This is a genomic window from Paenibacillus sp. Lou8.1, assembly GCF_024213565.1.
Classification (GTDB): Bacteria; Bacillota; Bacilli; order Paenibacillales; family Paenibacillaceae; genus Paenibacillus; species Paenibacillus polymyxa_B.
Genome location: NZ_JANAVN010000006.1, coordinates 268,588 through 294,207 on the forward strand (window position 1 = coordinate 268,588; position 25,620 = coordinate 294,207).

A 25,620-nucleotide genomic window follows, 5' to 3' on the forward strand; every position below is an offset into this window, starting at 1 on the left:
CCTTCACGTTTTCCATTTAGCCAACTACAATTTTTACGATCCATCGGGATCAGCTTCATCCTTCAGGTGTAAAATGATAGCCTTCGGCTGTAAAAACCGAAGGCATAAGGTAAGATCACAACTTACTCTTTATTCAATGAATAGAATCGGATAACCTCATCTGGGTAGTAGACATATCCAGTGACATCTTTGCTCATGCCAACAACGCGATTGTACTCATACAGGTACGCCCATGGCGAATCTAGATTTATAAGCTCTTGTGCTTTGCCATACAGCTCTTTACGTTTATTTTCATCTTGCTCTTTGCCTGCTTGTTCCCAAAGCTTATCCACTTCTGCATTAGCGTAATGCATATAATTCGATGAACCGCCGCTGTACATCAGAAACCCGAGATGATAACCAGGGTCGTTGACGAAGGAAGTCCATTTGGAAATGTATGCTGTCAGGTTGCCTTCTCGTTGCTGTTCAAGGAACTGTGCACGAGCAACATTGACAACATTCATCTTTACGCCAATCTTGGCAAGTTCAGCTTGAATCAATACGGCATCATCTGCCCAGTCCTGGAAGCCGGAACCCAGGGTCAGGTCAAAATTAAACCCATTAGGATAACCCGCTTCTGTAAGCAGCTGTTTTGCTTTGTCCAGGTCGTGCTTATAGTTGTAACCCGCATCGGTGTAGCCAGGCGTGTTACTCGCTACAGAACTCTTCATTTGTTTCGCTTGACCGTACATGACATCGTCGATTAATTGGTCGTAAGGAATGGCATAAGCAATCGCTTGACGCACTTTTGGATCATTAAAAGGTTTGACTTTGTTATTCATGGCGAAATACAGAATCCGGTTACTTGCATTGGATTGAACCTTTAGATCGGCGTTGGTTTCCAGCTTCGAAACATCCTTTGCAGGAATCTCAATCGCCATGTCCACATCGCCTTTATCCAGCAGAAGTACACGGTTGGAAGCTTCCTTGGTAAACTTCATCGTTACTTTGCTCAGATTTGGCGCTCCTTGCCAGTAGCTGTCATTAGCATTAAAGACAGCTTCTGTCGCAGGGTCCCATTTTTCAAGCTTAAACGGGCCTGAACCTGCCGCATGTGTTTTCAAATAGTCACCATCGCCATTTTCTTTGACAAGCACATCATCCACAATGGAGAAGTTGTACAATGACAGGATTTGTAGAAACATATGATTGGGTTGGGACAATGTAACGACAACGGTGTGCTCATCTGGCGCTGTAGCGGTTTTAATGGAACTCATACCATACAGAAAGCTACCGGAATCGGAATTTTTAAGCCGCTCAAAGGAATACAACACGGAATTGGCGGTTAGCGGGTTGCCGCTTTGGAATTTAACGTCTTTACGCAGATGGAGCGTATAAGTCATGTTATCCGCGGACACATCCCATTTTTCAGCCAGCATGGGCTTAATGGCTTCCGTATCTGCCACTTCGCCGCTATCCGTAGACTTTTTGCCGTAGGTCACAAGCTGATCATAGAGCGCAAGCACAAGGGTGTCCGATGTAAGATCACTTGCTTCAGCAGGGTCCATGGTTGACCCTCCCTCCGAGTAAGCAAGTGTAATCGTCTTTGGTGGGGATGGGGCATCTGCGCCCTTCTCTCCAGATGAAGCGGACGGGCTGTTAGCATTGCTCGCACAGCCTGCCGTCCATAGCAACGTAGACAAGACGACAATTAGAGAAAGACTTTTTTTCAACATGGCTTACGTTCTCCCCTTTAATGATCTATTTATTTTTATTTGCTAGAGCGCAGTCTAGGATCAAGAACATCCCGCAAACCGTCTCCAAGCAAATTGAAGCCCAAAATAGCTGTCGCAATTCCAAGTCCCGGGAAAGTTACAATCCACCACTCACCAGAAATGATATACGCTCGCCCTTCCGAAATCATTGCGCCCCATTCAGCAATTGGGGGTTTCACACCGAGTCCCAGGAAGCTGAGACTGGCTGAGGTGAGGATGGCAAAGCCCATTCCAAGCGTTGCATTCACAAGCAGTGGGGCAAGGGCATTAGGCAAGATGTGGCGAAACAGAATCGTTCCGTTCGTTACACCAATCGCCCGGCTGGCCTCAACAAACTCCTTTTCCCGGAGAGAGATGGTTTGTCCGTGAATCAGCCTGGCGAATTCGGGTATGCCTACAATGCCCACGGCGATAAGTGCACTCATCAGACCTGGTCCCATCGCTGCAGCAATAGCCATGGCGAGTACCAGCGACGGGAAAGCCAACAGAATATCCATGCAGCGCATAATAATGCTGCCCATTCGACCACCATAGAAACCTGCGATGGCTCCAAGCGGTACGCCGATGATAAATGAGATCGACACGGCGATCATCCCGGTCCATATGCTGATTCTGGCTCCGTAAATAACACGGCTGAGAATGTCGCGTCCGTAATTATCGGTCCCAAACCAATGTTCTACACTTGGCGGCAGCAGCTTGTTCGCCGGGTCGGTTACATAAGGATCATGTGGAACGATCCATGATGAGAGGATGGCAATGAGCGTCCAGCCAACGATAAAAATGAATCCGATTAAAGCGAGTTTATTGCCAAACAGTAATCGCCAAAAGGTCTTACGTTTCGGTATAGCGGCTGCATTGGGCTGAGGTACAGCCGCTTTTGCTACCAAATCACTTGCAGTGCTCATCCGAGTACCTCCCCCTACTTTTGTGCTTCATTGTTATCACTCGTACCGGATACGTGGGTCAATCAATCCGTAGACCAAGTCGACTCCAAGATTGATAAAGCTGTAAATCAGCGCACTTACGAGGGTAAATGCTTGAATCGGTGCGTAATCAGCTGCCAAAATGGAGTCCGTCACATAACTGCCCACTCCTGGCCAGGTAAAAATGGTTTCGGTAATAACCGCTCCACCAATCAGGTAACCGACCTGCAAACCAAGTACGGTAAGCGTTGGAATAAAAGCGTTAATGAGTGCGTGCTTATAGATGACAATTCCTTCGCGCAGACCTTTGGCTCTGGCTGTGCGAACAAAATCCTGACCGATGACTTCCAGCATGCTGGAGCGCATCATCCGTGCCACAATCGCCATAGTGCCTGTGCTGAGACAGACAGCTGGCAGAGCCAAATGGGATAAACTGCTTTTTAAAGCTACAAAATCACCGGTCATCAGACTATCGAGTACATAAAGTCCCGTAACGTGCGTCGGCGGATTGATGTCACCGCTAATTCGACCCATCGGCGCAGGAGCGATGCCCCATTTAGCATAGAAAATATAAATGAATAACAGTCCAATCCAGAAAATGGGCATACATGCACCGATCAAGGAAAACACGCGCGAAATGTGATCAACAATCGATTCTTTACGGGTTGCCGCCAGAATACCGATCGGGATTGCCACCAGAATCGCAATAACCAAGCTTGCCAGCGCCAACTCGATGGTTGCTGGAAACCGGGTAGCAAAGTCGCTTGCCACTGACTGTCCGGTGTGATAAGCCTGACCCAGATCACCTTGGAACAATCCCACTACATAATGGAAAAATTGAATGTACTTCGGTTGATCCAGTCCCATACTGCTTCGAATATTTTCAATCGTCTCGGGTGTAGCCTGCTCCCCCGCAAGCATCACGGCAGGATCACCTGGAAGCACTCTTGAGATCATGAATGTAATGACGACAATACCAAGCAGTGCTGGAATCATTTGTACCAATCTACGTAGTGTGTATACGGCCACAGTCCGTCCCCCCTTATCCGTAATCCCTCGTCTCTTTGTCATCTTTCTTTTCATCACTTGTTATTTTTATCATTGTACTAAGGAACAAGAACGGTTTCCACGTCCTGAATAACTAAAAATAATGACGAAATTTGTCGTCCGTGCACTAAAGTGACTCAATATGTAGTTTAAATGTTATGTATTCATCCGGTTTGAGAAATCAAAAACAGCATAATGCAAAACAGGCAATCCCCTTTTAAAAGGAAATCGCTTGTTTTTTGTAAATATGGATTGTAGTATTAGGTCGATCAGGAAAGGAGAATCACAGTATTGGAAACGAACTACAGAAAGCTGTTGGATCAGATGATAACACCCTATGATGAAATGCTGCAGAGTCTAATAGGTAATCACGCCGATTTTTCGAAGGTCGATTATTTGGAAAAGCACAGTGAGAAATATGGAAAAAGTGATGCCAATTATACCAATCGCTTGAAGGTGCTTTTGGCTTTGTATAATCGCGAGGATCGATATGCCCCCCATTACGAACCGATTGTTAGAAGGTTGCTCGTTAATGAGATTATAGACAGGGAAACGAACAGTTTTCAGGGGATTGGCGATGCTCTGTATTACGCCGTTTTTTTACTGCAAAAGTATGAGCGTGAGCAGGACCAAATCTTGTTCCAGCAGGCCAAGGAGGCCAATTTCGATACATATGCCGGGTTTGACCCAGAGTTGATTTTGGAAAAATATTTATTCAGCAAAGATGCAGCTAATATCGAGGATTGCATCAATATCGCGAGCGAGCTCGGGGAAGATGTTTATCTATCATTATTTATCGATTTGTGGATCAAGGATCAGACGGATTGGAACAAAGAAAATTTGCAGACACTCGTTTATCATGAGAGATGGCGCAACCATGCAGAAGGTGAAATTGAAGCTCTTAAAAAGCTGACCGAAATAGAGAAAACCGAAGGGAATCATCATAACTACTGTTCTACTGCATCTAGTCTAGCAGAGAAGTTCATTGAAGCAGGGCGATTGGATGAGGCATGGGAAACGATGGAAACCATTATTCCGCTTATTACTAAGGAAGAAGAATGGTTTCTGTACGGACTTGGACGCAATATTATTACGGCCTGTATCCACATCATCTTCCATTTTGGAGCAGAAAGCCGGCAGGCCGCTTCGTTATGGCAAACGATAAAAGAGATTCTTCAACCTGCCGCTAAACATATGGGGACCGATCAATATCAGCTTGCTGTATCTGCCAGCAAATTTATGGGAGATACCAAATGGGAGCAGAGGTTAAGGAACGAGGCATTCGACTCAGCGCTCGCCGTTCGGTCGCCCCTCGAAGCAGCGGTTCAAAGGTATATCCAGTATTGTCTTCGGCTACAGCTCGAGCCATTCCGCAGCACGCTCCTCTTCTTCCAGCACCCTGTACATTCCTTCCCTCCACTTCATCGCATCTTCGCCACCAATATGAAATAGACAATTGAGACCTTTTGACTATCATTCAAACCAGCAAACAAAATAGGCTTCCCGTGAATATAGCGCGAAAGCCTATGGGTTCATCAAACAATTCTGTTATTTATTTGGCCTTCTGAGATACCAGTTCACTATTCCCTTTTCTCTTTCTTATCCCCAACATAATGACGGCCATAACAGCTACCAGAACTGCTATAAGAGCAAAAGGAATATATTTATCCACCCGATATAGCGTCGTTGTCAAAATAGGAGCAATAATCGCAGAAATGCCTTGGACAGTGGCCACCAGACCAGCGGCTCCTCCTTGCTGTTCTTTACTGACAGAAAGAGAAGCCCCGGCCATAAATCCAGGCATTAGCAAGCCTGTACCTATACCAAACATAAAGAACGCAAAATAGTAAACGACCACGCTGGCTGACATGAGAAATAGCAGCATACCGACAATAAGGAACAGAGAGCCGAGCAAAATCATCGGCTTGGGTTGCCATTTAAGCCATTTCATTTGAACGATCTGTACAATCAACATCGCTGCCCCAGAAAACATAAGCCCAAAGGAAACCACTCTTGCTGTTTCTTCGGATGAAAGGCCTAATTGATCTTGAAAATAAAATCCACCTATAACCTGGATGGTCACAATACTAATCATCGTAACCAAACCTGCAAACAAATACATTCGTAGACCAGGTTGAAAAGGGTTAATCCGAGCTGGCTTTTGCTGAATAACAGGCTTGGCAGACGGAATTGCCAGCAAGGCCACTACAAATGCTACAGCCGCAATCACGATTCCAAAATACAGAGGCCACAGCAAGCCTATTAAAGTAAAGGCGCCTGCAATAGCGGGCCCAAATACTAATCCAAGTCCATTGGCCGCGCTAATGATAGCCATGCCACTACCTCGATCTTCCCCCTCGGTCACGTCTCCCATGTAAGCTTGGGAGGATGACAATACCGCCGGGATAAACCCGCCGATCAAGCCGCGTGTAACAATCAGCAGGACTAACAGCATTCCCCCGCTGAGCCAACCCTTTAATCCTGCAAAAAGAGTAAGCGTAAACAGCAAGCAGCTTACACACATCCCTATGAATCCAAGTAAAATCACAGGCTTGCGTCCCTTTTCATCACTCAGATTCCCCCAAATTGGAGCCATTAAGGCCATCGTTATGGAGCCAAGCGATATAATTAACCCAGAATGACTTTCTCTTAACCCCAGCTCACGAATAAGGGGCGGCATAATTGGAGCAATGAGCATGAGCCCTAGCATAGCCACAAAAACACTGAAAAAGATGCTCCCTTTGATTCTATTCATCCTCGCACACTCCTCTGGTATAGATTCTCTCTATGCAGAAGTATACGGAGCATACCAAGAAACTACTGCCTGTATACGGATAAATTTGCGGTTAAACGGATTTAATTTAGCATATAAAACAGCGCCAGCCTTCAGGACAGTATAAGATGATCTTAATTCTATGATCCAATGGGTTCCGTTGATTATAGTGGCCTTGACGCATAGTTCACCTGGGGGCCGTAACATGATACGAAGTTTAGACGGTTTCATCGCTGACAAGATGAAAGGGCTTAACTTCCTGACATGTTATTACGATATATGATGTACAGTCTTTTTACCCTTTAGTAACTAGCGCAATTGTGGGTTGAGTCTGTATATCGATGTCTAAGGGGGAAATGCAGTGAAAACAAAGATAGGATCAAATATGAAGGTGAGATCACTAAGAACGAAGTTAACCATAATGTGCTTAATTATTTTAATTGTACCCACATTCGTAATAGGAATCAGTTCTTATTTTGTTTCCAAGAATGAAATGAATGAATCAGGCAAAGTGGCACTTAAGAATAGTGTGCAAATGGTAATTGGTATGATTAGTTTCCTCAATGGGCAAGTCGAAGCCGGTAATTTAACATTGGAGGAAGCACAGGAAAAACTGCGCATCGAGCTGCTCGGTGTAAAAGATGATAATAACAAAAGACCGATAAAGATTAAATATACTGTAGGTAAAACAGGTTATCCGTGGGCAGTCAACCAAGATGCCGTTTCAATGATGAACCCTTCAAATGAAGGCCAGAATTTAATGAATGCCGTGTCGGAAGACGGTGTGCATGTGGGAAAAGAGTTTGTAGAAGTCGGTACAAACGGCGGGGGATTCGTCACTTATAAATGGGCTTTACCTGGTACAGATCAAGTGGAGACGAAAATTTCTTATGTTGAAAAGGATCCTTATTGGGGATGGATCATCGGTTCTGGAGCATATTTTAACGAATTTAACAGCGGAGCGACCAAAGTCCTTTATATTGTCCTGATTATTACGACTGTTGCGGTTATTCTGGGAGCAATTATCGTAAGCTTTGTTTCGGGACGTTTTACGAAGCCTATCATCATGATCGCAAAACGACTTAACGCAGTTGCGGACGGTGATTTAACGGTCGAAGAAGTCAAAATTCATTCAAAAGATGAGATCGGCGAGCTTGCACAGGACTTCAATCATATGATTAAAAATATTAGATTTCTGATCGGTGAGGTAAATCTGTCCACAAAGCAGGTAGCTACTTCCTCGAAAGAATTGACCCTTGGAGCAGAGCACACTGGACAGGCAACCGAGCACATCACCATCGCGATTCAAGAATCGGCGGCCGGTGCTAAGGAGCAGCAGATGATGCTCCAGAAGACAACCAGCTCGCTTGAAGAAATTTCAATAGGTATGCAGCGGATCACGGAGAGCTCCTTGGCCATTGCTGATTCGTCTGCAGACGCGATGGAAATGGCGAGCGTTGGTGGTACTGCTGTACAACATACGGTGAAGCAAATGGACCTGATTAACCATTCCGTCAATGAAACCGATGCGGTTATGAGAATGTTGGATGAACGCACTCAACAGATCGACACGATGCTGCATGCCATTACGGATATTGCACAGCAGACCAACCTGCTTGCATTAAATGCTTCGATTGAGGCTGCTCGTGCAGGCGAAGAAGGCCGCGGTTTCTCCGTCGTTGCTGCAGAGGTGAGAAAGCTGGCCGAACAATCGAACCAGTCTTCCGGGCAGATTTCCGAGTTGATTCAGAATATGCGCAAAGATATGGAGCATTCGCTTAAGACCATGGAACGCGTAAAACAGGATGTAGACTCCGGTATTAAAATTGCCAATGAGACGGAGCAGCAGTTTAACAAAATTGTGGCGTCCACCAATCATATCGCACAGCAAACAGAAGAGCTCGCGAGCATTACGGAGCAAATAACCGCAAGTGTCCAGGAAATTTCAGCGAGCGGAGAGAACGTATCGAGTCTAGCGCTTCAAGCGGCGGACAACTCGCAGAATATTGCAGCGTCTGCAGAAGAGCAGCTGGCTTCAATGCAGCAGATCACCAGCCTGGCAACGACCTTGTCGGATATGTCTCAGAAGTTACAGGACCTAACGGTCAAATTTAAATACTAGTGGAATAAACTGTAGTTTCCAATATGGTTTCATGAAGAGCCTTCTTACCGTGAGATTAGCATTAGTTCATGGTAAGAAGGCTCATTTTTTTCCGAAACGTCGCGCTAAACTGACCATTCATTTTATGAAGGGCTTGCAAATCGTGATCTGTTAATTGGGCATGGTTTTTGTCGATTTTGTTCAGAATTGGTTCAGAAGCATTTAGTATAGTAATCCAGTAGTGTAAGAAATCATATTAGCAGGTTAGTCATCATGGAGGATCTTAGTCTGTTCATCGTGACACCAGAAATTTATGGAGGAAGTTTATGAGTAAAATCAAGTCTTTTTGTTTATCTTATCTTGCTGTTATCGTCTTATTTGGGACCTGGACATGGAGTTTTTCTGGGAGTGCTGTGTATGCGACCTCCTCACCAGTACCTAGTGTAACAGATGCTGTGTATGCTACTGAAACCACGGTAACGAGTTGGACAAATCCTTCTAAACAAGGTCAATCCGTAACGTTTAGCATCAAAACCATCTCAACCCCACAAATTACGAAGGATTTAACTGGCACCGTGGTTCTTATGGATGGTACGAATATATTAGATACGCTTACGATGACGCCAAATGGGATTGCAAATGGATATGCCACTGCGACCTATACCACAAGCAATTTAAGTGTGGGAAGTCACCCGATTACTGCTATATATAGTGGGGATGCTCGATTTGCCCCGAGTACCTCTGAAGCGTATATACAGGTTATAAATGGAGATGCAGACACTGGGAATACTGGCGGAACTGGTGCTACTACTGGAAACGGCAGCAGTAGCAGTAAAAAAGATAAGAAGGATAGTACAGATAGTAGTGAGTCTATTTCTTCTAGCGAAACAACCACACCTTCATCACCATCGGTTTTACCGACAGATTTGCCGACGACTCTGGAAATCAAGCCAGTTGATCAACCAGAGGTTATGCATGAAAAATATATAACCGGTTATCACGATGGGACATTCCGACCGGACCAGTCGATTACACGAGCTGAAACTGCCACGATGATGGCTAGGATTATGAAGCTGGAGACAAAAGAAGGCTCAACGACATACAAAGATGTACCTAGCACGTATTGGGCAAAGGATTCAATTATAGCACTCACGACACAACACTTCATGAATGGATATGCAGATGGAACATTTCGGCCAGAGCAACCCATTACCCGTGCAGAAATGGCAGCAATACTCGCATCCTGGAAGCAGCTTAAAGGAACACAAACCGCAGCATCACCTTATACCGATATCGAAAAGCATTGGGCAAGAGATTCAATTAAAGCGCTAGCTGAGGCAGGATGGATTACTGGTTTTAACGACAGCAGCTTCCAACCCAATCAATATATAACACGAGTAGAAACCGTTACAATTTTGAACACTATCTTAAAACGAGGACCTCTGGAAGGTACGACCCAGGCTACATGGAAGGATGTACCCGCAGATTACTGGGCATTCAAAAATATTGAAGAAGCGTCTCGTACCCATACTTCAACCATCAATCCAGAGGGTACTGAAACTATCGTGAATTAAGCACCAAATAAAAGCTGGAATCCTTTCTATACAGGGTTCCAGCTTTTTATTTACCTGATATTTTTAAAAAACGGTCAAAAAATAAATTTTAAAATACCTTCTTTAAGGAGGATGGCTTCACTCCGTATTCCCGGAAAAATTGCTCTGAAAATGCACTCACATTGCTATATCCAACAGCCATCGCAGCTTCAGTCACATTGCTTTCTTGGCTTCGGAGCAGCTTCATCGCATAATCGAGACGAATTTGGCGCAAATATTCAAATACAGTAGTTCCAAAGCAGGCTTTGAATCCTTTTTTTAATTTAAAATCGTTTAATCCAACCTTTTGGGATAATGTGATCAGCGAAGGTGGATCAATCATGCTGGATTCAAGGATCTCCCGAGCCATATGCAGCTTTCTGACATCATCTTTAGACAAACCTTCGGGCATAGGTGTTAAATCAAATAATTGAATCATAAATCGATTTAAAATCTCAAGTGCCGCTGCTTCCATTAACAAAGGCGATTTATGCACACTTTTCAAGTCTTTGATCAAGTGTTCAATCATCACTATACTTCTGTGATCCAGTTCAAAACTAAAGTGATGGAATGCAGCTCCCTTAAGAATTTGATTAAATTCAATAGCTACCTGCCGACGAGCCGCTAACTGTGAAGCCGCATAATTAAACAACGAAATCGGAATGCCAAGTGCAAATGATTGGTATTGTTCGTTAACCGGAGGATGGAAACATGCTTTGAAATCCTGTAAAAAAATAAGAGCACCCTGCCCTATCGGGAGTGTATAATCCAGACCAGCCACATTCACATGACGTTGACCGGAAAGCGCAAATTGAAGTTCAATCATTTGGCCTCTGGAAGAAAAATTGGTCGGATACGGCTCGTGATATTGAATGTGCGAATATACAATCTCAATTCCGCTGTAAGTTGTAACTCGGTAGATATGCCCATGACCCGCTTCCGGTAACATCATATACGTATGCTCATTCTGTTGTCTAAACGGAGTTTTTTCCAAATAATGCTGATATATTAATGATAACGAGTTTGAATTCACAAGCGTCCACCTCAAATGTTTTCATTCATTCCGATGCTACAAATGAGAATCGTTATCAATAATAGTAGCCGAATTTGAATGGTTTGACCAGACCTATTGGAGTAAGATGTGGAGACATTCGGGGGTCTATTAATCCCAATCCATATAAAACGTTGCCTTCAATTTACCCTTCTCACATGCTGGGCAGCTTAAATGATGAGGAGCATTGTTTTCAATGTGTTTCTTTTCCATGACACTCGTACATCTAGGACAAGCATAAGAACTCCTATACTGTGATGAGTCGGATTTCATCTCTATAAACAATTCATTGCGCATAGCCTGACAGGTCGGACACACATATAGAGCGTTATAAGCATCATATCTCGTCGAAGGGTTGCCTATGAATTCCTCAATACGTCGTTTAAGGGCAGCATCCTGTACAAACGAAGCAATGGATTTCAAACTCATATATGCAAAACCAAATCCTACAAATATGTTCTTAGTATAAGCACAGGTATCACAGTCCAGCTTGTACGCTTCCCCCATGTATATCCCTCCACATCACTCATTCTTTTTATAATAAAAAGCCCGCCGTAAGAGGCAGGCTAGGCTAATTAGCTCTAAGGCGCGTCAGCTCTTAATTCCCTTTATTAAGCCTCTATCTATTTCTTTACGAGACTTGCTGAATGCGTGACCCGGTTTCTCCCGCCACTCTTGGAAGCATACAGTGCTAAATCCGCTTGATGAATTATCGATTGTTCCGTATCCGCTTGCGTAACCGTTGCCACACCAATACTCACAGTAATGCTGTATTCTCCCCAATCCCTTGAGGCGGCCTTTGAGCGATATCTTTCTGCCGTACGAATGGCTTCTTCTTGATCGTTGTCTGGAAGAATAATTACGAACTCCTCGCCCCCATATCGAGCGACAATGTCCCTGTCCCGTGACATGGATTGGAGTATTTCTGCCAGATTAGTGAGCACCAGGTCGCCCACCGGATGACCGTAAGTGTCGTTAATGCTTTTGAAATGATCAATATCAATGAGCAGCAGCGAAAAAGGTATTCCAGGCTCTTGAAAGGAGGCTAGGCTAGCCAGTAACTGATCTTGAAAATATCTTCGATTTCTAAGACCAGTCAACGGGTCCGTTGAGGCCATCGTTTCTAGCTGTAGATTGATCCTTACTAGCTCCTGCTGTTTAACTTCATATTCTTCGTGCAACCGTTCAAGCTTCTGGTTCGCTTCATTCGTAGCTTGATATAATTCCTGAAGCTTGGTTTTGGTCTGTAGTATATCTTTCTCATGTTCAATTCGCTTACGCATCATAAGCACTACACAATCAATAACAGTTTCTCCGTTGCGCTCCTGGCGCACCCCGTTTAGAAGTACAGGCATATCCTGTCGATCACTTGTCCGAAACGAGAAGTACATCTCATCGACATGCCCGTACAACTGAATATAGGGATAAAAATAAGTATGAAAAAATAGCTTGTTCGTAACAGACATTGTCGTTTCAATCGGCCGTCCAAGCAATTGATCGTGTACATAAAGAAGCATGTCCAATAAAGTTTGATTTACCGATTGAATGATCCCAGCGTCCGAAATTGAAAAGTATCCACAGGGAGCTTTATCTAATTGAATATCCATTGCATGACTGCCTTTCATTCGATATTACACACTGGCTAAATATTCTTTGATTAAATCGCTCGTTTCTCCTGGTTGGCTTAAATGAGGATAATGCCCCTTTGCTCTCATCTGCTGAAGTCTGCTATTTCTAAGATGGGTGTGTAAATAATCCCCTACCTCAATCGGAGCAATACTATCGTCTGAGCACTGGAGAATCAGTGTAGGAACCGAAGCATGCTGGAGATCGACACGGCAATCTGAAAAAAATGTAACCTCTGCGAATTGCCGTGCAATATGAGGATCTCTTGAGCAAAATGCCTTTTCCAATTCTTCGGTTAAGCCCCCTCGCTCGGGATTCTGCATAGCAATGGGCGCCATGTAACTAGCCCAGCCAATAAAGTTCATTTGCATCATATCCAGTAATTCATCGATGTCACTCTTATCGAAGCCTCCATAATAAGAAGGCAGGTCATTCACATAGCGTGGAGAAGGACCGAGCATGACAATGCGTTCAAAATATTGAGGGCTGCGGATGGAGGCGAGCATTCCGATCATGCTGCTAACGGAGTGTCCGACAAATATGGTATTTCTTAAGTCTAACGCTTCCATAATATCCAGCACATCTTGGGCATACCCTTGCAAGTCACTGTATTTTTTCGAGTCATAATACTTTATTTGAGAATCTCCGGAACCTACGTAATCAAACAAGACGATTTGGTAGTTGTCGATAAAGCTAGGGACGATATAACGCCACATATCCTGGTCGCATCCAAAGCCGTGAGCAAACACAATCGTCTGGCTGCCTGTGCCTATTACTTTTACATTATTACGTTGGAGAATATCAACGGTCATTGTGAATCACCTCTCTGAGGTAGTATCTGTTCTATAGCTTCTCTTCCCTATTATATCGGAAAAGTTTCGATTATGGATAATGACTCTCATTCATAAATCCAGCGTTCAATGATCCCCTTTACTCTTTGCACATGTTGCTGTGATAAGGAACAAATAATAACCAATTCGTTTTTCCCATTCGTATCTAACCAATGGTGAACGTCATCCTCTTCATTAACCGTTTCATGAATGATTCTGATGGATTTATGACTTATTTCTGACTTAGCCGAAAAAATGGGGTTCATATCCATGATTTTCTGACCATTAGAAAAGGAGGTGTTGTAATAAGGAATCACCCAGTTCTCCTTATCCTGATCTTGTACTACATTTAGAAATACACGCACCCAATAATCCTCTAGTTCTGTGTAACTCTGTTCATTCAACCCATTCAAATTCATACATGTATCCACTCCAAGTTATTCATTAAATAAACGTAAAAAAGTCTCGGCCAGTGATCTACATTTCCATGACGGAATGCACAATTCACAGACCGAGACTTCTTTTTCATTCTTTATTTTACATCAACATCATTCGTGATTTTCTCTATTAAACCTCTCAAACCTTGGTTGGTTTCATTTAATTGATCGATAATATTCATAAACTCCGACACAAGCTTGGCCTGCTCTTGGGAAGATACAGTAATCTGCGTAATCTCTTGTTCCATGTTATAAACGGATTGTCTGACAGCTTGCAAGGATTGCTCGATTCGTCCAGTTGCTTCCTTGGTGCCCGTAGACATCTTGCGGATTTCTGCAGCGACAACTCCAAACCCTGCTCCTGCCTCACCCACCCGAGCAGCTTCAATGGCTGCATTTAATCCAAGCAAGTTTGTCTGCTCTGAAATTTACTTAATGTAGCCGGCCACCTCAGTCACATTACCAGAGTCCTCAACCGCCTTTTTCGTATTGCTTAAAATGTCCTCGGCCGTCGCACTAAGCTCCTCCGAATGAGCCGCCACATGCTGAATCCCTTCAACTAGCTTGCTTGTAACATCCTCTGCTTGACTCATCAACTTCTTCAATTGATCTTGATCATCCATACTATAGGTGATGCACATTACTGCCTCGATCTCATTCTGTTCATTCTTAATCGGATGAAAGTAAGCATCGGCAGCAAACCCGAAAACTTCGGCATCATAACGCACTCTGGTCTTTTCTCCGCCTACTAGCATTTTGAAGTTCTTGTGTACATCAGGAAGAGCTTCGCCTGCCTTGAAGTCATAGACTAAACTTTTACCCGACTGAAAGAATAGAAATTTTCCCCTATCCATTACGGAAATTAAAACATCTTGTCGTGCAGCTTCTCTGATAAACGGCATGGCAGTCAAAACAGCTTCTACTTGATTCATAATATGTATCCACTTCCTTATATTTTGATATAAGTCCTATCCTCTATTTCGACATTTTCATCCCATGTGTTTAGTGAATTTAAAATACTACGGATGATATTGAGTTCCTAAACCTATAAACAATCTCCGTAGTTTCCTGAAGGGAACCCATTTTTACCGCAGGGATACATATCCATTTAAGGTATTGTTTTCATGTCAAAATGTAAATTCAAACAGCGCGTACCGATTAAAATGGGCACGCGCTGACCGGTATGAATTTTATGAAACAGGCACTAAGATTTAATTCAGCTGCTCTCCATTGGTTTCGATCACATTCTTATACCAATAAAAGCTCTTCTTTCTGGATCTGGCAAGTGTCCCTTTGCCTTCATTATCCTTATCAACGTATATAAACCCATAACGCTTTTTCATTTCACCGGTTCCCGCACTTACTAGATCAATACATCCCCAAGGCGTATAACCTATTAAATGTACTCCATCCGCAATGGCTTCTTTCATTTGCTCAATGTGTTGCTTCAAATAATCAATTCGATAATCATCGTGAATGGAGCCGTTTTCTTCCACTGTATCTACGGCGCCAAGGCCATTTTCAACAACCATTAACGGGATTTCATATCGGTTATAAATGTTATTGAGGGACCATCTCAATCCCTGTGGATCGATCTGCCAATCCCAGGCACTTGCTTTCAAATGAGGATTCTTTAAGCCCATAGATAAGTTCCCTCCCACCTTCTCCTGGTTAGGATCGGCACTGACACAAGTAGAGGAATAATAGCTGAAGGTATAGAAATCTACGCAGCCTTCTTTTAAGATGTCCTCATCCTCTTCTTGCATTTTGATCTGAATGTTATGATCTCTAAAATAGCGTTTGGCAAATCCCGGATAAGCTCCTCTTACTTGAACATCTGAGCATAGGAAATTGCTTAAGTTATCCTTTTGTTGGGCCAGTAGAATATCATCAGGATGACATGTAAGTGGGTAGGAACACATATAAGCAATCATACAACCGATTTTAAAGTCCTTGTTGATTTCATGGCCCAGCTTTACAGCCTTTGCACTGGCAATAAATTGATGATGCAACGCCTGATACAGAACCTGCTCATCCTTCACTGTAGCATGGGCAAGCTCTCCATTCCCCTCCAGCATCATAGCTCCAGCCATGAACGCGCCAAATGACAAGGTTAAAATATTGATTTCATTAAAAGTTAACCAGTATTTTACGACATCTTTGTATCTATTAAAAAGCACTTCACAATATCTCACATAAAAATCTATGACTCTGCGATCTGACCAACCATTATATTTTTGGGTCAAATGAAACGGTGCTTCATAATGTGAGATCGTAACCAAAGGCTCAATATTATACTTTTTCAATTCTGCGAATACACGATCATAGAACTGCAAGCCTTGCTCATTCGGCTCTGCATCATCTCCGTTAGGAAATATTCTTGACCACGCAATGGACATTCTAAAGACCTTGAATCCCATTTCCGCAAATAAGCGGATATCCTCTTGATAGCGGTGGAAAAAATCAATAGCTTCGTGACTCGGATAGTTCACTCCTTCTTCCAGTATAGGTGTAATTCTTCGGGAAGTCGTATGCGTTCCAGCCGTAATCACATCAGCAGTGCTTAAGCCTTTACCTTTTTCATTATATCCACCTTCAAATTGGTTGGCAGCCGTTGCACCTCCCCATAAAAACCCTTGTGGAAATTCCAATTTAGTTGTATTTTTCATTGTTTAATTCCTCCTCAACATTTAATTAGGATCAGACTACGACGGTCAATAAATCCTCTTGATACTCAATCGCCTTCTTCTCTGTTTCAATGACATCCAGGTAATTCGTAGTATTGGCAACGATAACAGGTGTGGTCAAAACATAACCAGCCTCTTTTATAGCTTCCATATCAAACTCCATAAGCAGCTGGCCTTTTTTAACAGCATCTCCCTGTTTCACTTTAGGATAAAAATGCTTGCCTTTTAATTTGACCGTATCTTTGCCTACATGGATGAGGACCTCAACACCGTGGTCACTTGTAATTCCAATCGCATGACCTGACGAAAATAATGATGTTAATACACCATCTACAGGTGAAACGACCTTACCTTCAGAAGGTTCAATGGCAATCCCTTTACCCAGAGCACCTGTCGAAAAGGCTTCATCTGTTACTTCAGATAAAGACTTCACTTCACCTTTTAATGGACTCATCACCGTCTCTTGTTTTACTAAAACTTCTCCTTTGGCTGCACCTGGTGTGCTGTCTTCCTTTTTTGCTTCTTTCACTTCATCATCTTTAAATCCGCCAAAGAACATAAGCAAGAAACCTAATACAAAGCTTACCAGGATACCGATAACAGCCCCATAAAATCCATTGTCTATTCCTGCCGGACTGATATAGCTCGGGATAGCGAAAATACCCAATCCACCAATGATGTAGCCTTTAGTTCCCATCATTCCTATAATACCGCCGCCTACTGCAGATGCTATACAGCTTAAAATAAATGGTTGCTTACGTGGTAATGTAATCCCGTAAATCGCTGGTTCTGTCACACCAAAAATCCCGGAGATGACAGCTGGAATGGAAAGTGATCTCAGTTTTACATTTTTGGTTTTAAACAAAATCGCCAGTACGACGCCTGTCTGAGCAAAGGAAGCTCCCAGCGTAGCCGCAAGAATGGGATCGAATTTAAGTACTGCTAAGTTGTTCATAGCGATAGGAACAAGTCCCCAGTGTAATCCAAAGATAACAAACACTTGCCAGAAAGCGCCCATGATTATGCCTTCAATAATTGGACTTAAGTTATACACAAAGAGGGTTGCTGCCCCAAGCAGTTGACCTGCCCAGGTCGAGAGAGGTCCAATCACAATCAATGCTAAGGGTACAATAACTAACAATGTGAAAAACGGAACCAAAAATGTTCTCACGACGCTAGGGATTACCTTTTTAAAGAAGTTTTCTATTTTTGAGCCTACATAGGTGGATATAATAATCGGAAGAACGGTTGACGCATAACTCATTAGAATGACCGGAATACCTAAGAAAGTGATATATACCGGTGACTCAAATATAGTACCGCTAAATAGAGTGTATAGTGGTTTGCCCGAAGCTGTTATCGTGCTAAATGTTGGGTACACAAGCGATGCACCTATAGCCATACCTATAAAAATGTTGGCATTGAACTTTTTAGCTGACGTATACCCCAGGAAAATAGGAAAGAAGTAAAACAAACAATCACCTAAAGCATTGAGAATTTGATAGGTACCCGATGTAGTGGCCAGCCAGCCCAAAGCTACAAATAAGGCAGTGAAGCCCTTAATCATACCCGTGGCACTTAAGACACCCAGCGTGGGTGTAAATACACCTGAAATGGTATCAATGAATCTATTGAACAAACTCGCTTTTTCACCTGAGGCTTCTTCTGAATCTCCTGTCTGAAAACCGCCTACAGCAGTAACATCAGCATAAACCTCAGGTACATGGTTACCTATAACAACCTGGTATTGCCCGCCACTCTTTACCACAGTGACAACACCATCCATATTTTTCAAAACCTCTGTATTGGCTTTACTTTCATCTTTTAGTTTGAAGCGCAAGCGTGTAATACAATGAGTTAGACTATTCACATTTTCTTTGCCGCCGACATTTCTGATGATGTCTTTTGCTAATGTCTCATACTTCATTGTAACTTCCCCTTTATTTGTATTTATAAAAAAAGGCGAAACCAAATAGATCAAATTCGATCTAGGTTGGTTTCGCCTGCATTACCAGTAACAATCCAAGGGTTATTCAATTTTGTCTTTGGGTCACACGCTGAATATGAATCGTTATATACAGCTTCTCCTCATCTGACAATACCGTATCCAAGTATTTCTCAATCTTCAGCATGCACCCATAGGCCTTTTTGTACTTTGCTTTCACTTGCCTCCACAAAAAATCGTCTTCCAGTTCTACTTTTTCTTTTTTATTTAATCGCTGAAAGAAGAATCTTAAATGTGTAATAAATCGCTCATAACTGATCGAGTGTTCATCTATGGTGGTATTATAAGAGTATTTAATAATATTCAAGATGTCGTGTATTTTTTGAGTTTGCTGAGCAACGTCTGCTACCTTGTTGTAGGAGCTGTTTACTTGAGCGTTGATTAAATGAAGAGCAATATTACCTGCTTCATCTTCTGACAATCGTTTGTCTGTTTCTTCTTCAATAAACTCCAGTGCTTTTAAGCCAACCGTAAATTCTTTGGGATAAAATTTTTTAATCTCCCAAATTAACGGATTTGCATTTTTAAACCCTTCATCAAACATTTTAAATGCATTGTTCATGTGATCCGTAAGCGAAACATATATATAATCGCTCAATTGTGCTTCTAATATGCTTTTTCCATATTCGATGATGTCATAGCATAACGAAACATATTCTGATGGAACATCCTCTAACAATAACTTGAATTTCTCTGAAGCATCTTTATGTTTAAGCACAAAGACCTTTTCAATTAGATGCTCTTCTACTTGTTCGCCTGCACTCTTTTTGAATGCAATACCACGACCCATAACAACAAATTCATCTCTTTTTTGATCTTTGGCTATTATGGCGTTGTTATTAAATATCTTCGTTATGATCATCTAACTGCCCCCCTTATCCCATCAAATTTAAAAAAGGATTTAGATGCTGGGCGAAATTTCAGATAGGTCACAAGACGGTAATAGCCGATCAAATCTTCGTCGTAAATCAAATTCAAATGTATTGATTTACAACTTTATGTTATGAAAACGCATTCATAATAAGAGACAAAAGCCTTACGTTTTCCATCATTGATCTTGAGTGCTCCCAAACCGATCTGATATTCCGTTCTGAAAATGGATATAGTCGGTTAACCACGTCCCATGACATCATTTTTCGGATGTCGATTCGTTGGTCGACGTCATCATCTTTGTTGTTCAGCACTTGTAAGGCTTTATATCACTCACCTTTCTGCGTTATGGCTGGGCAGATATTCATATCATGCAGGATATCGTAAAGCTCGTATTCTAAAAAGAAAAGGCAAACCCAACACATGGAAATTGAATTCCATGCCTCGGGTTTTGCCTTTTCAGTAACAATCCCAAAATCATAATAACATCGAATTTAAGTTTTGCCAACAAAAATGTTTGCGCTTTCTTTTCCGGAGCAACCACATCAAATACAGCACACGATCATGGTATAAAATGTCAGCCGCCAATGTAGGACATGTTAATCTTTTTTTTGTTGTTGGCTGTCTGCTCCGTACGTTCATCGGAATACCGATCTGTGCGTTGTTCCCATACTGAAGTAATCACATCGAGCAATTCCTGGTCATTCGCCCCGTTGCGAAGCATCTGGCGTAAATCAAATCCGCCTGAAGCAAACAAACATGTATAAAACCTGCCATCGCACGATAAGCGGGCACGTGTACAAGACGAACAAAACGATTCAGAAACTGAAGTAATAAAACCAATCTGTGCGTTGCTGTCTTTATAACGATAACGCTTTGCCACTTCTCCTAAGTAATCCCGATCCATCGGCTCCAGCTCGTACGCATTCTTAAGTCGTTCAACGATTTCTTTTTTGGTTAGTACCTTTTTGAAGCTCCATCCGTTGTCATTTCCTACATCCATAAACTCGATAAAGCGAAGGGTTATTCCCTGCTCCTTAAAATAAGCAGCCATCGGCAAAATCTCCGAGTCATTAACGCCTTTTTGAACTACCATATTGACCTTAATTTCAAAGCCGATTTCTCTTGCATATTCGATCTGCTTCAAAATAACATCAGGCTTAATCCCCCGGCCATTCAACCGTCCAAATAGCTCGGGGTCCAGAGCGTCCAGACTGACATTAAGCCGTCGTAGCCCCGCGTCATAGAGAGGCTTAGCCTGCTGTCCTAGCAGCACACCGTTGGTGGTCAAGCCGACATCTTCCACTCCGTCAATGGACAGGATTTGGGAGACCAGGTCGGGTAGATTCCTGCGTATTAATGGTTCTCCGCCCGTGAGTCGGATCTTTTTTACGCCCAGGGATACAAAGAGCTTCGTCAGCCGGTGAATCTCTTCAAACGACAGACATTCATTTTGGGGAAGAAAGGCGTAATCGTCACCGAAAATTTCTTTAGGCATGCAATAGGAACAACGGAAATTGCAGCGGTCTGTAACCGATATCCGCAAATCACGAATGGGCCGCTGCAACTTGTCTTTCAGTGGATGAAAATTCATACGCCCCCTCCTTTCTAGTTGTTTAGCATCGTTATCATTAGCCGCCGCTGACTGGGGGAATGAAGGCTGCAATGTCTCCATCCTGTAATACATCCGTAGACAACGCATACTCTTCGTTTATCGCAATTCGTACAGACTGGATTGGCATATCTGGATATTGATCTGTTATCCAATTGGATAAATCGCCTACCGTTTGGCCCGCCAAATCTGCCAATTCTTCTGTTTTTCCCGTCACCTCACGGAGTCCCGCAAAGTAGTACAGCTTAATCATGACTGATCTCCCCCGGCTTTTTCTTTTGACCTCCGACCCACTGCGTTCCATCTTCCCAAATCTCTCGTTTCCAAATAGGAACTATTTCTTTAATTCGTTCGATCGCGTATTCATTTGCCTCATACGCATCCGAACGGTGAGGTGAAGAAACGGCAATGACAACGGCGATATCACCGATTTGAAGCTCGCCAATGCGGTGCGCGATTGCTACTCGCGTCCCTTCCCATTTCTGTTCGATTTCGCGACCAATCTCTGTGAGTTTTTTTTGGGCCATGGGGACATAGGCCTCATAAGCAAGGTATAAGGTCCGTACGCCTTGAGTCCATTCTCGTACGTGCCCTGTAAAAATAGTCACCGCTCCTGCTTCCGGCCTTAGGACATAATCCGCATAAGCCTGCGGGATAATGGGCTCCGTTACGATTTCAAATACACTCATTTTTTCCACCTTCCAGCCACCGGACAAGCCACTTTCCGGTGACAGACTCTTTTAAATATTTCTGCTTTTTGTATCTACATCTCATTTAACCGAACAGCTGATGATATAGTTTTTGGCCGTTGGCAACACTCCGTACACCGTGTATGAGAAGCCTTCCGTTTTTGAATAAAATCATTCGATGCTTAAAAGCATAAAATTCAACGAAATAAGGGGTTCTTTTTACACGATCTGCTATAAGCCTGCCCATTTTCTCTGCATCATCGAGCGTAATCGGACGTTGTGGGTCTGGAAGAACCTGGACCACGTTCCGTCCGCACAGAGCCGCATACGCCGAGCGGCGTGGTGCTGTCAGTGCAGGAAACGTAGGATGTTCTCCACAGGTTGGACAATCTTGGTTACGGATGCGGGAAATCCCTATGTCCATCTGCGTATTCTCCCATAGATCAAACAGATGAACCTTGCTGCGCATCTTGCCACGTCTGCCGCTCAGCCACTTCATGGCTTCTGCACATTGGAGGGCGGCTGTCACCTGAACTGCGGGCGAGATGATTCCAGCCGTATCGCAGGTCTGATTGATCGCAGGCAGCGATGGCAGAAGGCAGCGTAAACACGCTGACTCGCCCGGCACGAATGGAAAAACGACGCCTATGCTTCCAACACAGGCACCGTAAATCCACGGAATTCCAGTCTTCAGTGCAGCATCGTTGATAAGCAGACGAGTTTCGAAATTGTCCGTAGCATCCATCAGCAATATACTTTTGCTGGCAAGTTCTTGAACAAGCTCGGCATCCAAATTATCGAGATATGTGTGCAACCGTACGTCTTCTCGTATGGCTTTTAACCTTTTTTCGGCTGCCATGACCTTGGGCTGCATTTCCGCAGCGTCCTGCTCCGTGAACAGCTGCTGACGTTGCAGATTCGACACCTCTACATAATCCCGGTCAACAAGATGCAGCTCTCCAACGCCCGCTCTTACCAATGTTTCGGCAATGGCAGAACCCAGTGCCCCGCAACCGATAATGGTGACGACAGCAGCGGACAGATTACGCTGTCCTTCGCCGCCGATGGGTCTAAATAAGATCTGTCTGGAATAACGTTCATTCATTAGATTTTGTCCCTTGATAATACAGCCATATGACAAGTATTAGGCTAGCCAGCGCCACTTGGGAGAGTAACATGAACCCAATGGAATATTGGCCAGTAGCGGCATGAATCGTCGATAACAGGATCGGAGGGAAAAAGCCACCGAGACCGCCCATCATGGATACAATTCCGTTAACTATACCTGCTTGTTTATTAAAATAAAATGGAACTAGCTTGAAAATGACGCCGTTCCCCACTCCAGCACTTACAGCGATCGCCAAGCAGCCTACTGTATACAGGGTAATCCCTGGTGAAAAAGCCAAAAGAATCGCAGCGACCGTATAAACTGTGAACGTGCCTACCAGCAGGAACAGGGGCTGAAACCGATCCGCCAACCAGCCACCGATGGGACGGAAGAATGTGGCAATCGCAATAAAGCCTGCTGTACGCATCCCTGCATCCACTTTAGCCAGCTCAAAATTCGATACCAGGAAATTCGGCAAGTACACCGTAAACGCTACAAATGAGCCAAATGTAATAAAATAAAAGAGCGAGAAGAACCAAAGCTTTTCATTTTTGTAAACCCCTTTGATCTGTTCCATAATAGGCGTCTTTACTTTAGCTTCATGACGATCCCCAAAGAAGAAATTCAAAACGATAAAAACAAGCAGCAGAATGAGATACAGCTTCACTGTAAGGGCCCAGCCAATTTGTGTAGCCACAATAGGGGCCGAGAAGGTAGTGACGGCTGTTCCCAAATTCCCTATACCATACATTCCATTTACAAACCCATGTTTTTCCTTTGGATAATACTTCGGTAGCGAAGTCACCCCAACCGAGAACACAGCTCCTCCAATCCCAAGGAACAAGCCACCGATAATTAAATCCGTCATCGTAGAAGCTTCACTAATGTAGTAGACGGGAAACAAAAGCAAAATAAAGCTAACGAGAAAAACGATTCTTGCTCCAACGATGTTGGCATAATAACCAAGCGGAATGCGCAGAATCGATCCAAGCACGACCGGAATCGCCGTAACCATGGCCAATTTTCCGGGTGGAATAGCAATATCCTCCGTAATGAACGGCATAAGCGAAGAAATGATAACCCATACCATGAATCCAAGAATCAAGTTCAATGTTTGTAGCGGCAACTGCATTTTTCTAATCATTTAACTCACCTTTTCAACGTTTTTTCTGTCGAATTATTGATTTGAATTTATGTCCCCATTGTAGCCGCTAGTCGATCTGTTCGAATATAGGGGACTCCCCTTTACCTGACAGGGGACTCCCTGAAAATATAAAAAGCCGCTTCTATAAGAAGCGACTTGGTCTTTTTAAGAGATAAGTGTATTTAATTTGTCACATAACTTGGTTAGATCATTCCGATTGATCTGTTGCTCTGCCATAGGAAAAAGTACAGTTTCTTCTTTTATAAAATGTACAGTCAGCACTTCGAACGCCTCTCCCGCGTTCTTGGTCGCCTCCTGAATCTCATCAAGCGTGAGCAAACTCAGATCGCCCTCCGTTTGATAAAGAAAATGATCGATATAGCCCTCTATTTCACGGTGCTCCTCCTGTATACCGACGAGCGGTCCCTGCTCAAAACCAATGTAGGTTCCTAGCATAGAAAAGAAATGTTCTTCTTCCTTTTCGGTATGTTTCTTGAGGGGTACCCTAAAGTCGATAATCTGCATTCTCAGTTTTTCCAGTTGCTTGCGGCCTTCTTCCAAATCTAGTATTCTGTGCTGCTCAAACCACAATACAATGGCATGCCATTCATCCATCAGATAGGTTAGATATCGATGCTCATTTTCAAGAATACGCATGGCAGGTTTGGAAAAGCGCAGTTTCTCATTTTCCAGCACGCGGATTTCCTCCATTCATCGGCTAAAAATCCAGCATTTTTTTCTTTAATGCATATTGGACCAGTTCAGGCCGGCTTCTTAAATTCAATTTTTCCATGATTTTCGCTTTGTTCGCTTCCACCGTCTTGACAGAGATGAACAGCTTTTCCGCAACTTCCTTGTTACCGTAACCTTTTGCGACCAGAGGCAGAATCTCCAGTTCCCGCTTGGACAGGATCTCATAAGGATCTTCTGATTGTGACGTTGTATCTTTTTTGATGAACTCACGAACGAGAGAAGTAGCCATTTTAGGATGGATATAAGTCCCACCCCCATGAATGGTTCGTATGGCAAGTAATAGCTCCTCATCTGGAGCATTTTTCAAAACATACCCTGAAGCACCATTCTTCAAAATATGAAAAAGATATTCTTCATCGTCATGCATGGTCAGAATCAGAATTTTAGTATCAGGGTGGTCCTCTTTAATCTTGCCTGTGGCGATCAATCCACTCTCGCCTGGGGGCATGCTGAGGTCCATGATCAGAATATCTGGACGATATTTAGCTACCATTGTATACGCTTCAATGCCGTCTGCAGCCGTTCCAACAACCTCCATATCCGATTGGAAGTTCAAAATCATGGAAAATCCGCTCCGTACAATTGCATGGTCATCCGCTAACACAATTTTGATCACGT

Annotated in this window: 24 protein-coding genes; 3 read left to right on the forward strand and 21 right to left on the reverse strand. The window is 43.4% G+C overall.

Annotated elements, in window-relative coordinates:
* Nucleotides 1–122: 122 nt before the first annotated feature.
* The 3 genes from NLX78_RS11040 to NLX78_RS11050 are packed head-to-tail and all read right to left on the reverse strand — an operon-like array spanning nt 123 to nt 3,706.
* Nucleotides 123–1,715 carry an ABC transporter substrate-binding protein gene (locus tag NLX78_RS11040; protein WP_254350395.1) on the reverse strand — a complete coding sequence of 531 codons (1,593 nt, stop codon included), beginning with the start codon at nt 1,713–1,715 and terminating at the stop codon, nt 123–125.
* A 35-nt stretch (nt 1,716–1,750) separates the two neighbouring features.
* Nucleotides 1,751–2,659, reverse strand: coding sequence for an ABC transporter permease (locus tag NLX78_RS11045; protein WP_061829644.1), 909 nt, complete (start codon nt 2,657–2,659; stop codon nt 1,751–1,753).
* A 36-nt stretch (nt 2,660–2,695) separates the two neighbouring features.
* Nucleotides 2,696–3,706 (reverse strand): ABC transporter permease, encoded by a 1,011-nt coding sequence (locus NLX78_RS11050; RefSeq protein WP_254350451.1) that lies wholly within the window; start codon nt 3,704–3,706, stop codon nt 2,696–2,698.
* A gap of 309 nt (nt 3,707–4,015) precedes the next feature.
* On the opposite strand from NLX78_RS11050, the gene NLX78_RS11055 reads away from it, so the two are divergent.
* Nucleotides 4,016–5,176 carry a hypothetical protein gene (locus NLX78_RS11055; protein ID WP_254350396.1) on the forward strand — a complete coding sequence of 387 codons (1,161 nt, stop codon included), beginning with the start codon at nt 4,016–4,018 and terminating at the stop codon, nt 5,174–5,176.
* Between the two features lie 100 nt (nt 5,177–5,276).
* Here NLX78_RS11055 and NLX78_RS11060 read toward each other — a convergent pair whose 3' ends face one another.
* Complete coding sequence (locus NLX78_RS11060; protein ID WP_254350397.1) at nt 5,277–6,479, reverse strand: MFS transporter; 1,203 nt, start codon at nt 6,477–6,479, stop codon at nt 5,277–5,279.
* A gap of 379 nt (nt 6,480–6,858) precedes the next feature.
* Between NLX78_RS11060 and NLX78_RS11065 the strand changes: the two genes are divergently transcribed.
* Nucleotides 6,859–8,619: a methyl-accepting chemotaxis protein gene (locus NLX78_RS11065; protein WP_367988017.1), complete on the forward strand. Its 1,761-nt coding sequence runs from the start codon at nt 6,859–6,861 to the stop codon at nt 8,617–8,619.
* A 305-nt stretch (nt 8,620–8,924) separates the two neighbouring features.
* On the forward strand, nt 8,925–10,172 hold the full coding sequence (locus tag NLX78_RS11070) for an S-layer homology domain-containing protein (RefSeq protein WP_254350399.1): 1,248 nt from the start codon (nt 8,925–8,927) through the stop codon (nt 10,170–10,172).
* A gap of 88 nt (nt 10,173–10,260) precedes the next feature.
* Here the strand turns inward: NLX78_RS11070 and NLX78_RS11075 are convergent, their stop codons facing one another.
* The 17 genes from NLX78_RS11075 to NLX78_RS11150 all read right to left on the reverse strand — a co-directional run bounded on the left by NLX78_RS11075 (nt 10,261) and on the right by NLX78_RS11150 (nt 25,615).
* Nucleotides 10,261–11,223 (reverse strand): helix-turn-helix domain-containing protein, encoded by a 963-nt coding sequence (locus tag NLX78_RS11075; protein ID WP_367988019.1) that lies wholly within the window; start codon nt 11,221–11,223, stop codon nt 10,261–10,263.
* 129 nt (nt 11,224–11,352) lie between these two features.
* Nucleotides 11,353–11,748, reverse strand: coding sequence for a hypothetical protein (locus tag NLX78_RS26715; RefSeq protein ID WP_367988021.1), 396 nt, complete (start codon nt 11,746–11,748; stop codon nt 11,353–11,355).
* A 116-nt stretch (nt 11,749–11,864) separates the two neighbouring features.
* A complete protein-coding gene (locus tag NLX78_RS11080) occupies nt 11,865–12,848 on the reverse strand; it encodes a sensor domain-containing diguanylate cyclase (protein WP_254350401.1) in 984 nt (327 codons plus the stop codon).
* Nucleotides 12,849–12,872: 24 nt separating this feature from the next.
* Nucleotides 12,873–13,679 (reverse strand): alpha/beta fold hydrolase, encoded by an 807-nt coding sequence (locus NLX78_RS11085; RefSeq protein WP_254350402.1) that lies wholly within the window; start codon nt 13,677–13,679, stop codon nt 12,873–12,875.
* 86 nt (nt 13,680–13,765) lie between these two features.
* Complete coding sequence (locus NLX78_RS11090) at nt 13,766–14,116, reverse strand: hypothetical protein (protein ID WP_039274421.1); 351 nt, start codon at nt 14,114–14,116, stop codon at nt 13,766–13,768.
* 113 nt (nt 14,117–14,229) lie between these two features.
* On the reverse strand, nt 14,230–14,562 hold the full coding sequence (locus NLX78_RS11095) for a methyl-accepting chemotaxis protein (RefSeq protein WP_367988043.1): 333 nt from the start codon (nt 14,560–14,562) through the stop codon (nt 14,230–14,232).
* Nucleotides 14,563–15,066 (reverse strand): hypothetical protein, encoded by a 504-nt coding sequence (locus NLX78_RS11100; RefSeq protein WP_254350403.1) that lies wholly within the window; start codon nt 15,064–15,066, stop codon nt 14,563–14,565.
* A gap of 279 nt (nt 15,067–15,345) precedes the next feature.
* Nucleotides 15,346–16,803, reverse strand: a complete 1,458-nt coding sequence (locus NLX78_RS11105; protein WP_254350404.1) for a glycoside hydrolase family 1 protein — start codon at nt 16,801–16,803, stop codon at nt 15,346–15,348.
* 31 nt (nt 16,804–16,834) lie between these two features.
* Nucleotides 16,835–18,748, reverse strand: a complete 1,914-nt coding sequence (locus tag NLX78_RS11110) for a beta-glucoside-specific PTS transporter subunit IIABC (RefSeq protein ID WP_254350405.1) — start codon at nt 18,746–18,748, stop codon at nt 16,835–16,837.
* A 106-nt stretch (nt 18,749–18,854) separates the two neighbouring features.
* Nucleotides 18,855–19,688, reverse strand: a complete 834-nt coding sequence (gene licT / locus NLX78_RS11115; RefSeq protein WP_254350406.1) for a BglG family transcription antiterminator LicT — start codon at nt 19,686–19,688, stop codon at nt 18,855–18,857.
* Nucleotides 19,689–20,273: 585 nt separating this feature from the next.
* Nucleotides 20,274–21,290 carry a GTP 3',8-cyclase MoaA gene (gene moaA, locus NLX78_RS11120; protein ID WP_254350407.1) on the reverse strand — a complete coding sequence of 339 codons (1,017 nt, stop codon included), beginning with the start codon at nt 21,288–21,290 and terminating at the stop codon, nt 20,274–20,276.
* 37 nt (nt 21,291–21,327) lie between these two features.
* On the reverse strand, nt 21,328–21,561 hold the full coding sequence (locus NLX78_RS11125) for a MoaD/ThiS family protein (protein ID WP_069290094.1): 234 nt from the start codon (nt 21,559–21,561) through the stop codon (nt 21,328–21,330).
* Nucleotides 21,554–21,997: a molybdenum cofactor biosynthesis protein MoaE gene (locus NLX78_RS11130; RefSeq protein WP_039274531.1), complete on the reverse strand. Its 444-nt coding sequence runs from the start codon at nt 21,995–21,997 to the stop codon at nt 21,554–21,556. Before NLX78_RS11130 ends, NLX78_RS11125 begins: the two co-directional genes overlap by 8 nt.
* 85 nt (nt 21,998–22,082) lie before the next feature.
* A complete protein-coding gene (locus NLX78_RS11135; RefSeq protein WP_254350408.1) occupies nt 22,083–23,102 on the reverse strand; it encodes a ThiF family adenylyltransferase in 1,020 nt (339 codons plus the stop codon).
* Nucleotides 23,095–24,249, reverse strand: coding sequence for a nitrate/nitrite transporter (locus NLX78_RS11140; protein WP_254350409.1), 1,155 nt, complete (start codon nt 24,247–24,249; stop codon nt 23,095–23,097). Before NLX78_RS11140 ends, NLX78_RS11135 begins: the two co-directional genes overlap by 8 nt.
* A gap of 165 nt (nt 24,250–24,414) precedes the next feature.
* A complete protein-coding gene (locus tag NLX78_RS11145; RefSeq protein WP_254328792.1) occupies nt 24,415–24,945 on the reverse strand; it encodes a hemerythrin domain-containing protein in 531 nt (176 codons plus the stop codon).
* A 22-nt stretch (nt 24,946–24,967) separates the two neighbouring features.
* Entirely contained in the window at nt 24,968–25,615 is a 648-nt protein-coding gene (locus tag NLX78_RS11150) for a response regulator transcription factor (RefSeq protein WP_023989699.1), read from the reverse strand.
* Nucleotides 25,616–25,620 lie beyond the last annotated feature (5 nt).

Excerpts from the sequence above, each read along its gene's own strand:
- NLX78_RS11040 (WP_254350395.1), bottom strand. The coding sequence starts at position 1,715 with ATGTTGAAAAAAAGTCTTTCTCTAATTGTCGTCTTGTCTACGTTGCTA.
- NLX78_RS11045 (WP_061829644.1), bottom strand. The coding sequence starts at position 2,659 with ATGAGCACTGCAAGTGATTTGGTAGCAAAAGCGGCTGTACCTCAGCCC.
- NLX78_RS11060 (WP_254350397.1), bottom strand. The coding sequence starts at position 6,479 with ATGAATAGAATCAAAGGGAGCATCTTTTTCAGTGTTTTTGTGGCTATG.
- NLX78_RS11070 (WP_254350399.1), top strand. The coding sequence starts at position 8,925 with ATGAGTAAAATCAAGTCTTTTTGTTTATCTTATCTTGCTGTTATCGTC.
- NLX78_RS26715 (WP_367988021.1), bottom strand. The coding sequence starts at position 11,748 with ATGGGGGAAGCGTACAAGCTGGACTGTGATACCTGTGCTTATACTAAG.
- NLX78_RS11080 (WP_254350401.1), bottom strand. The coding sequence starts at position 12,848 with ATGGATATTCAATTAGATAAAGCTCCCTGTGGATACTTTTCAATTTCG.
- NLX78_RS11085 (WP_254350402.1), bottom strand. The coding sequence starts at position 13,679 with ATGACCGTTGATATTCTCCAACGTAATAATGTAAAAGTAATAGGCACA.
- NLX78_RS11090 (WP_039274421.1), bottom strand. The coding sequence starts at position 14,116 with ATGAATTTGAATGGGTTGAATGAACAGAGTTACACAGAACTAGAGGAT.
- NLX78_RS11100 (WP_254350403.1), bottom strand. The coding sequence starts at position 15,066 with ATGAATCAAGTAGAAGCTGTTTTGACTGCCATGCCGTTTATCAGAGAA.
- NLX78_RS11105 (WP_254350404.1), bottom strand. The coding sequence starts at position 16,803 with ATGAAAAATACAACTAAATTGGAATTTCCACAAGGGTTTTTATGGGGA.
- NLX78_RS11110 (WP_254350405.1), bottom strand. The coding sequence starts at position 18,748 with ATGAAGTATGAGACATTAGCAAAAGACATCATCAGAAATGTCGGCGGC.
- licT (WP_254350406.1), bottom strand. The coding sequence starts at position 19,688 with ATGATCATAACGAAGATATTTAATAACAACGCCATAATAGCCAAAGAT.
- moaA (WP_254350407.1), bottom strand. The coding sequence starts at position 21,290 with ATGAATTTTCATCCACTGAAAGACAAGTTGCAGCGGCCCATTCGTGAT.
- NLX78_RS11125 (WP_069290094.1), bottom strand. The coding sequence starts at position 21,561 with ATGATTAAGCTGTACTACTTTGCGGGACTCCGTGAGGTGACGGGAAAA.
- NLX78_RS11130 (WP_039274531.1), bottom strand. The coding sequence starts at position 21,997 with ATGAGTGTATTTGAAATCGTAACGGAGCCCATTATCCCGCAGGCTTAT.
- NLX78_RS11135 (WP_254350408.1), bottom strand. The coding sequence starts at position 23,102 with ATGAATGAACGTTATTCCAGACAGATCTTATTTAGACCCATCGGCGGC.
- NLX78_RS11140 (WP_254350409.1), bottom strand. The coding sequence starts at position 24,249 with ATGATTAGAAAAATGCAGTTGCCGCTACAAACATTGAACTTGATTCTT.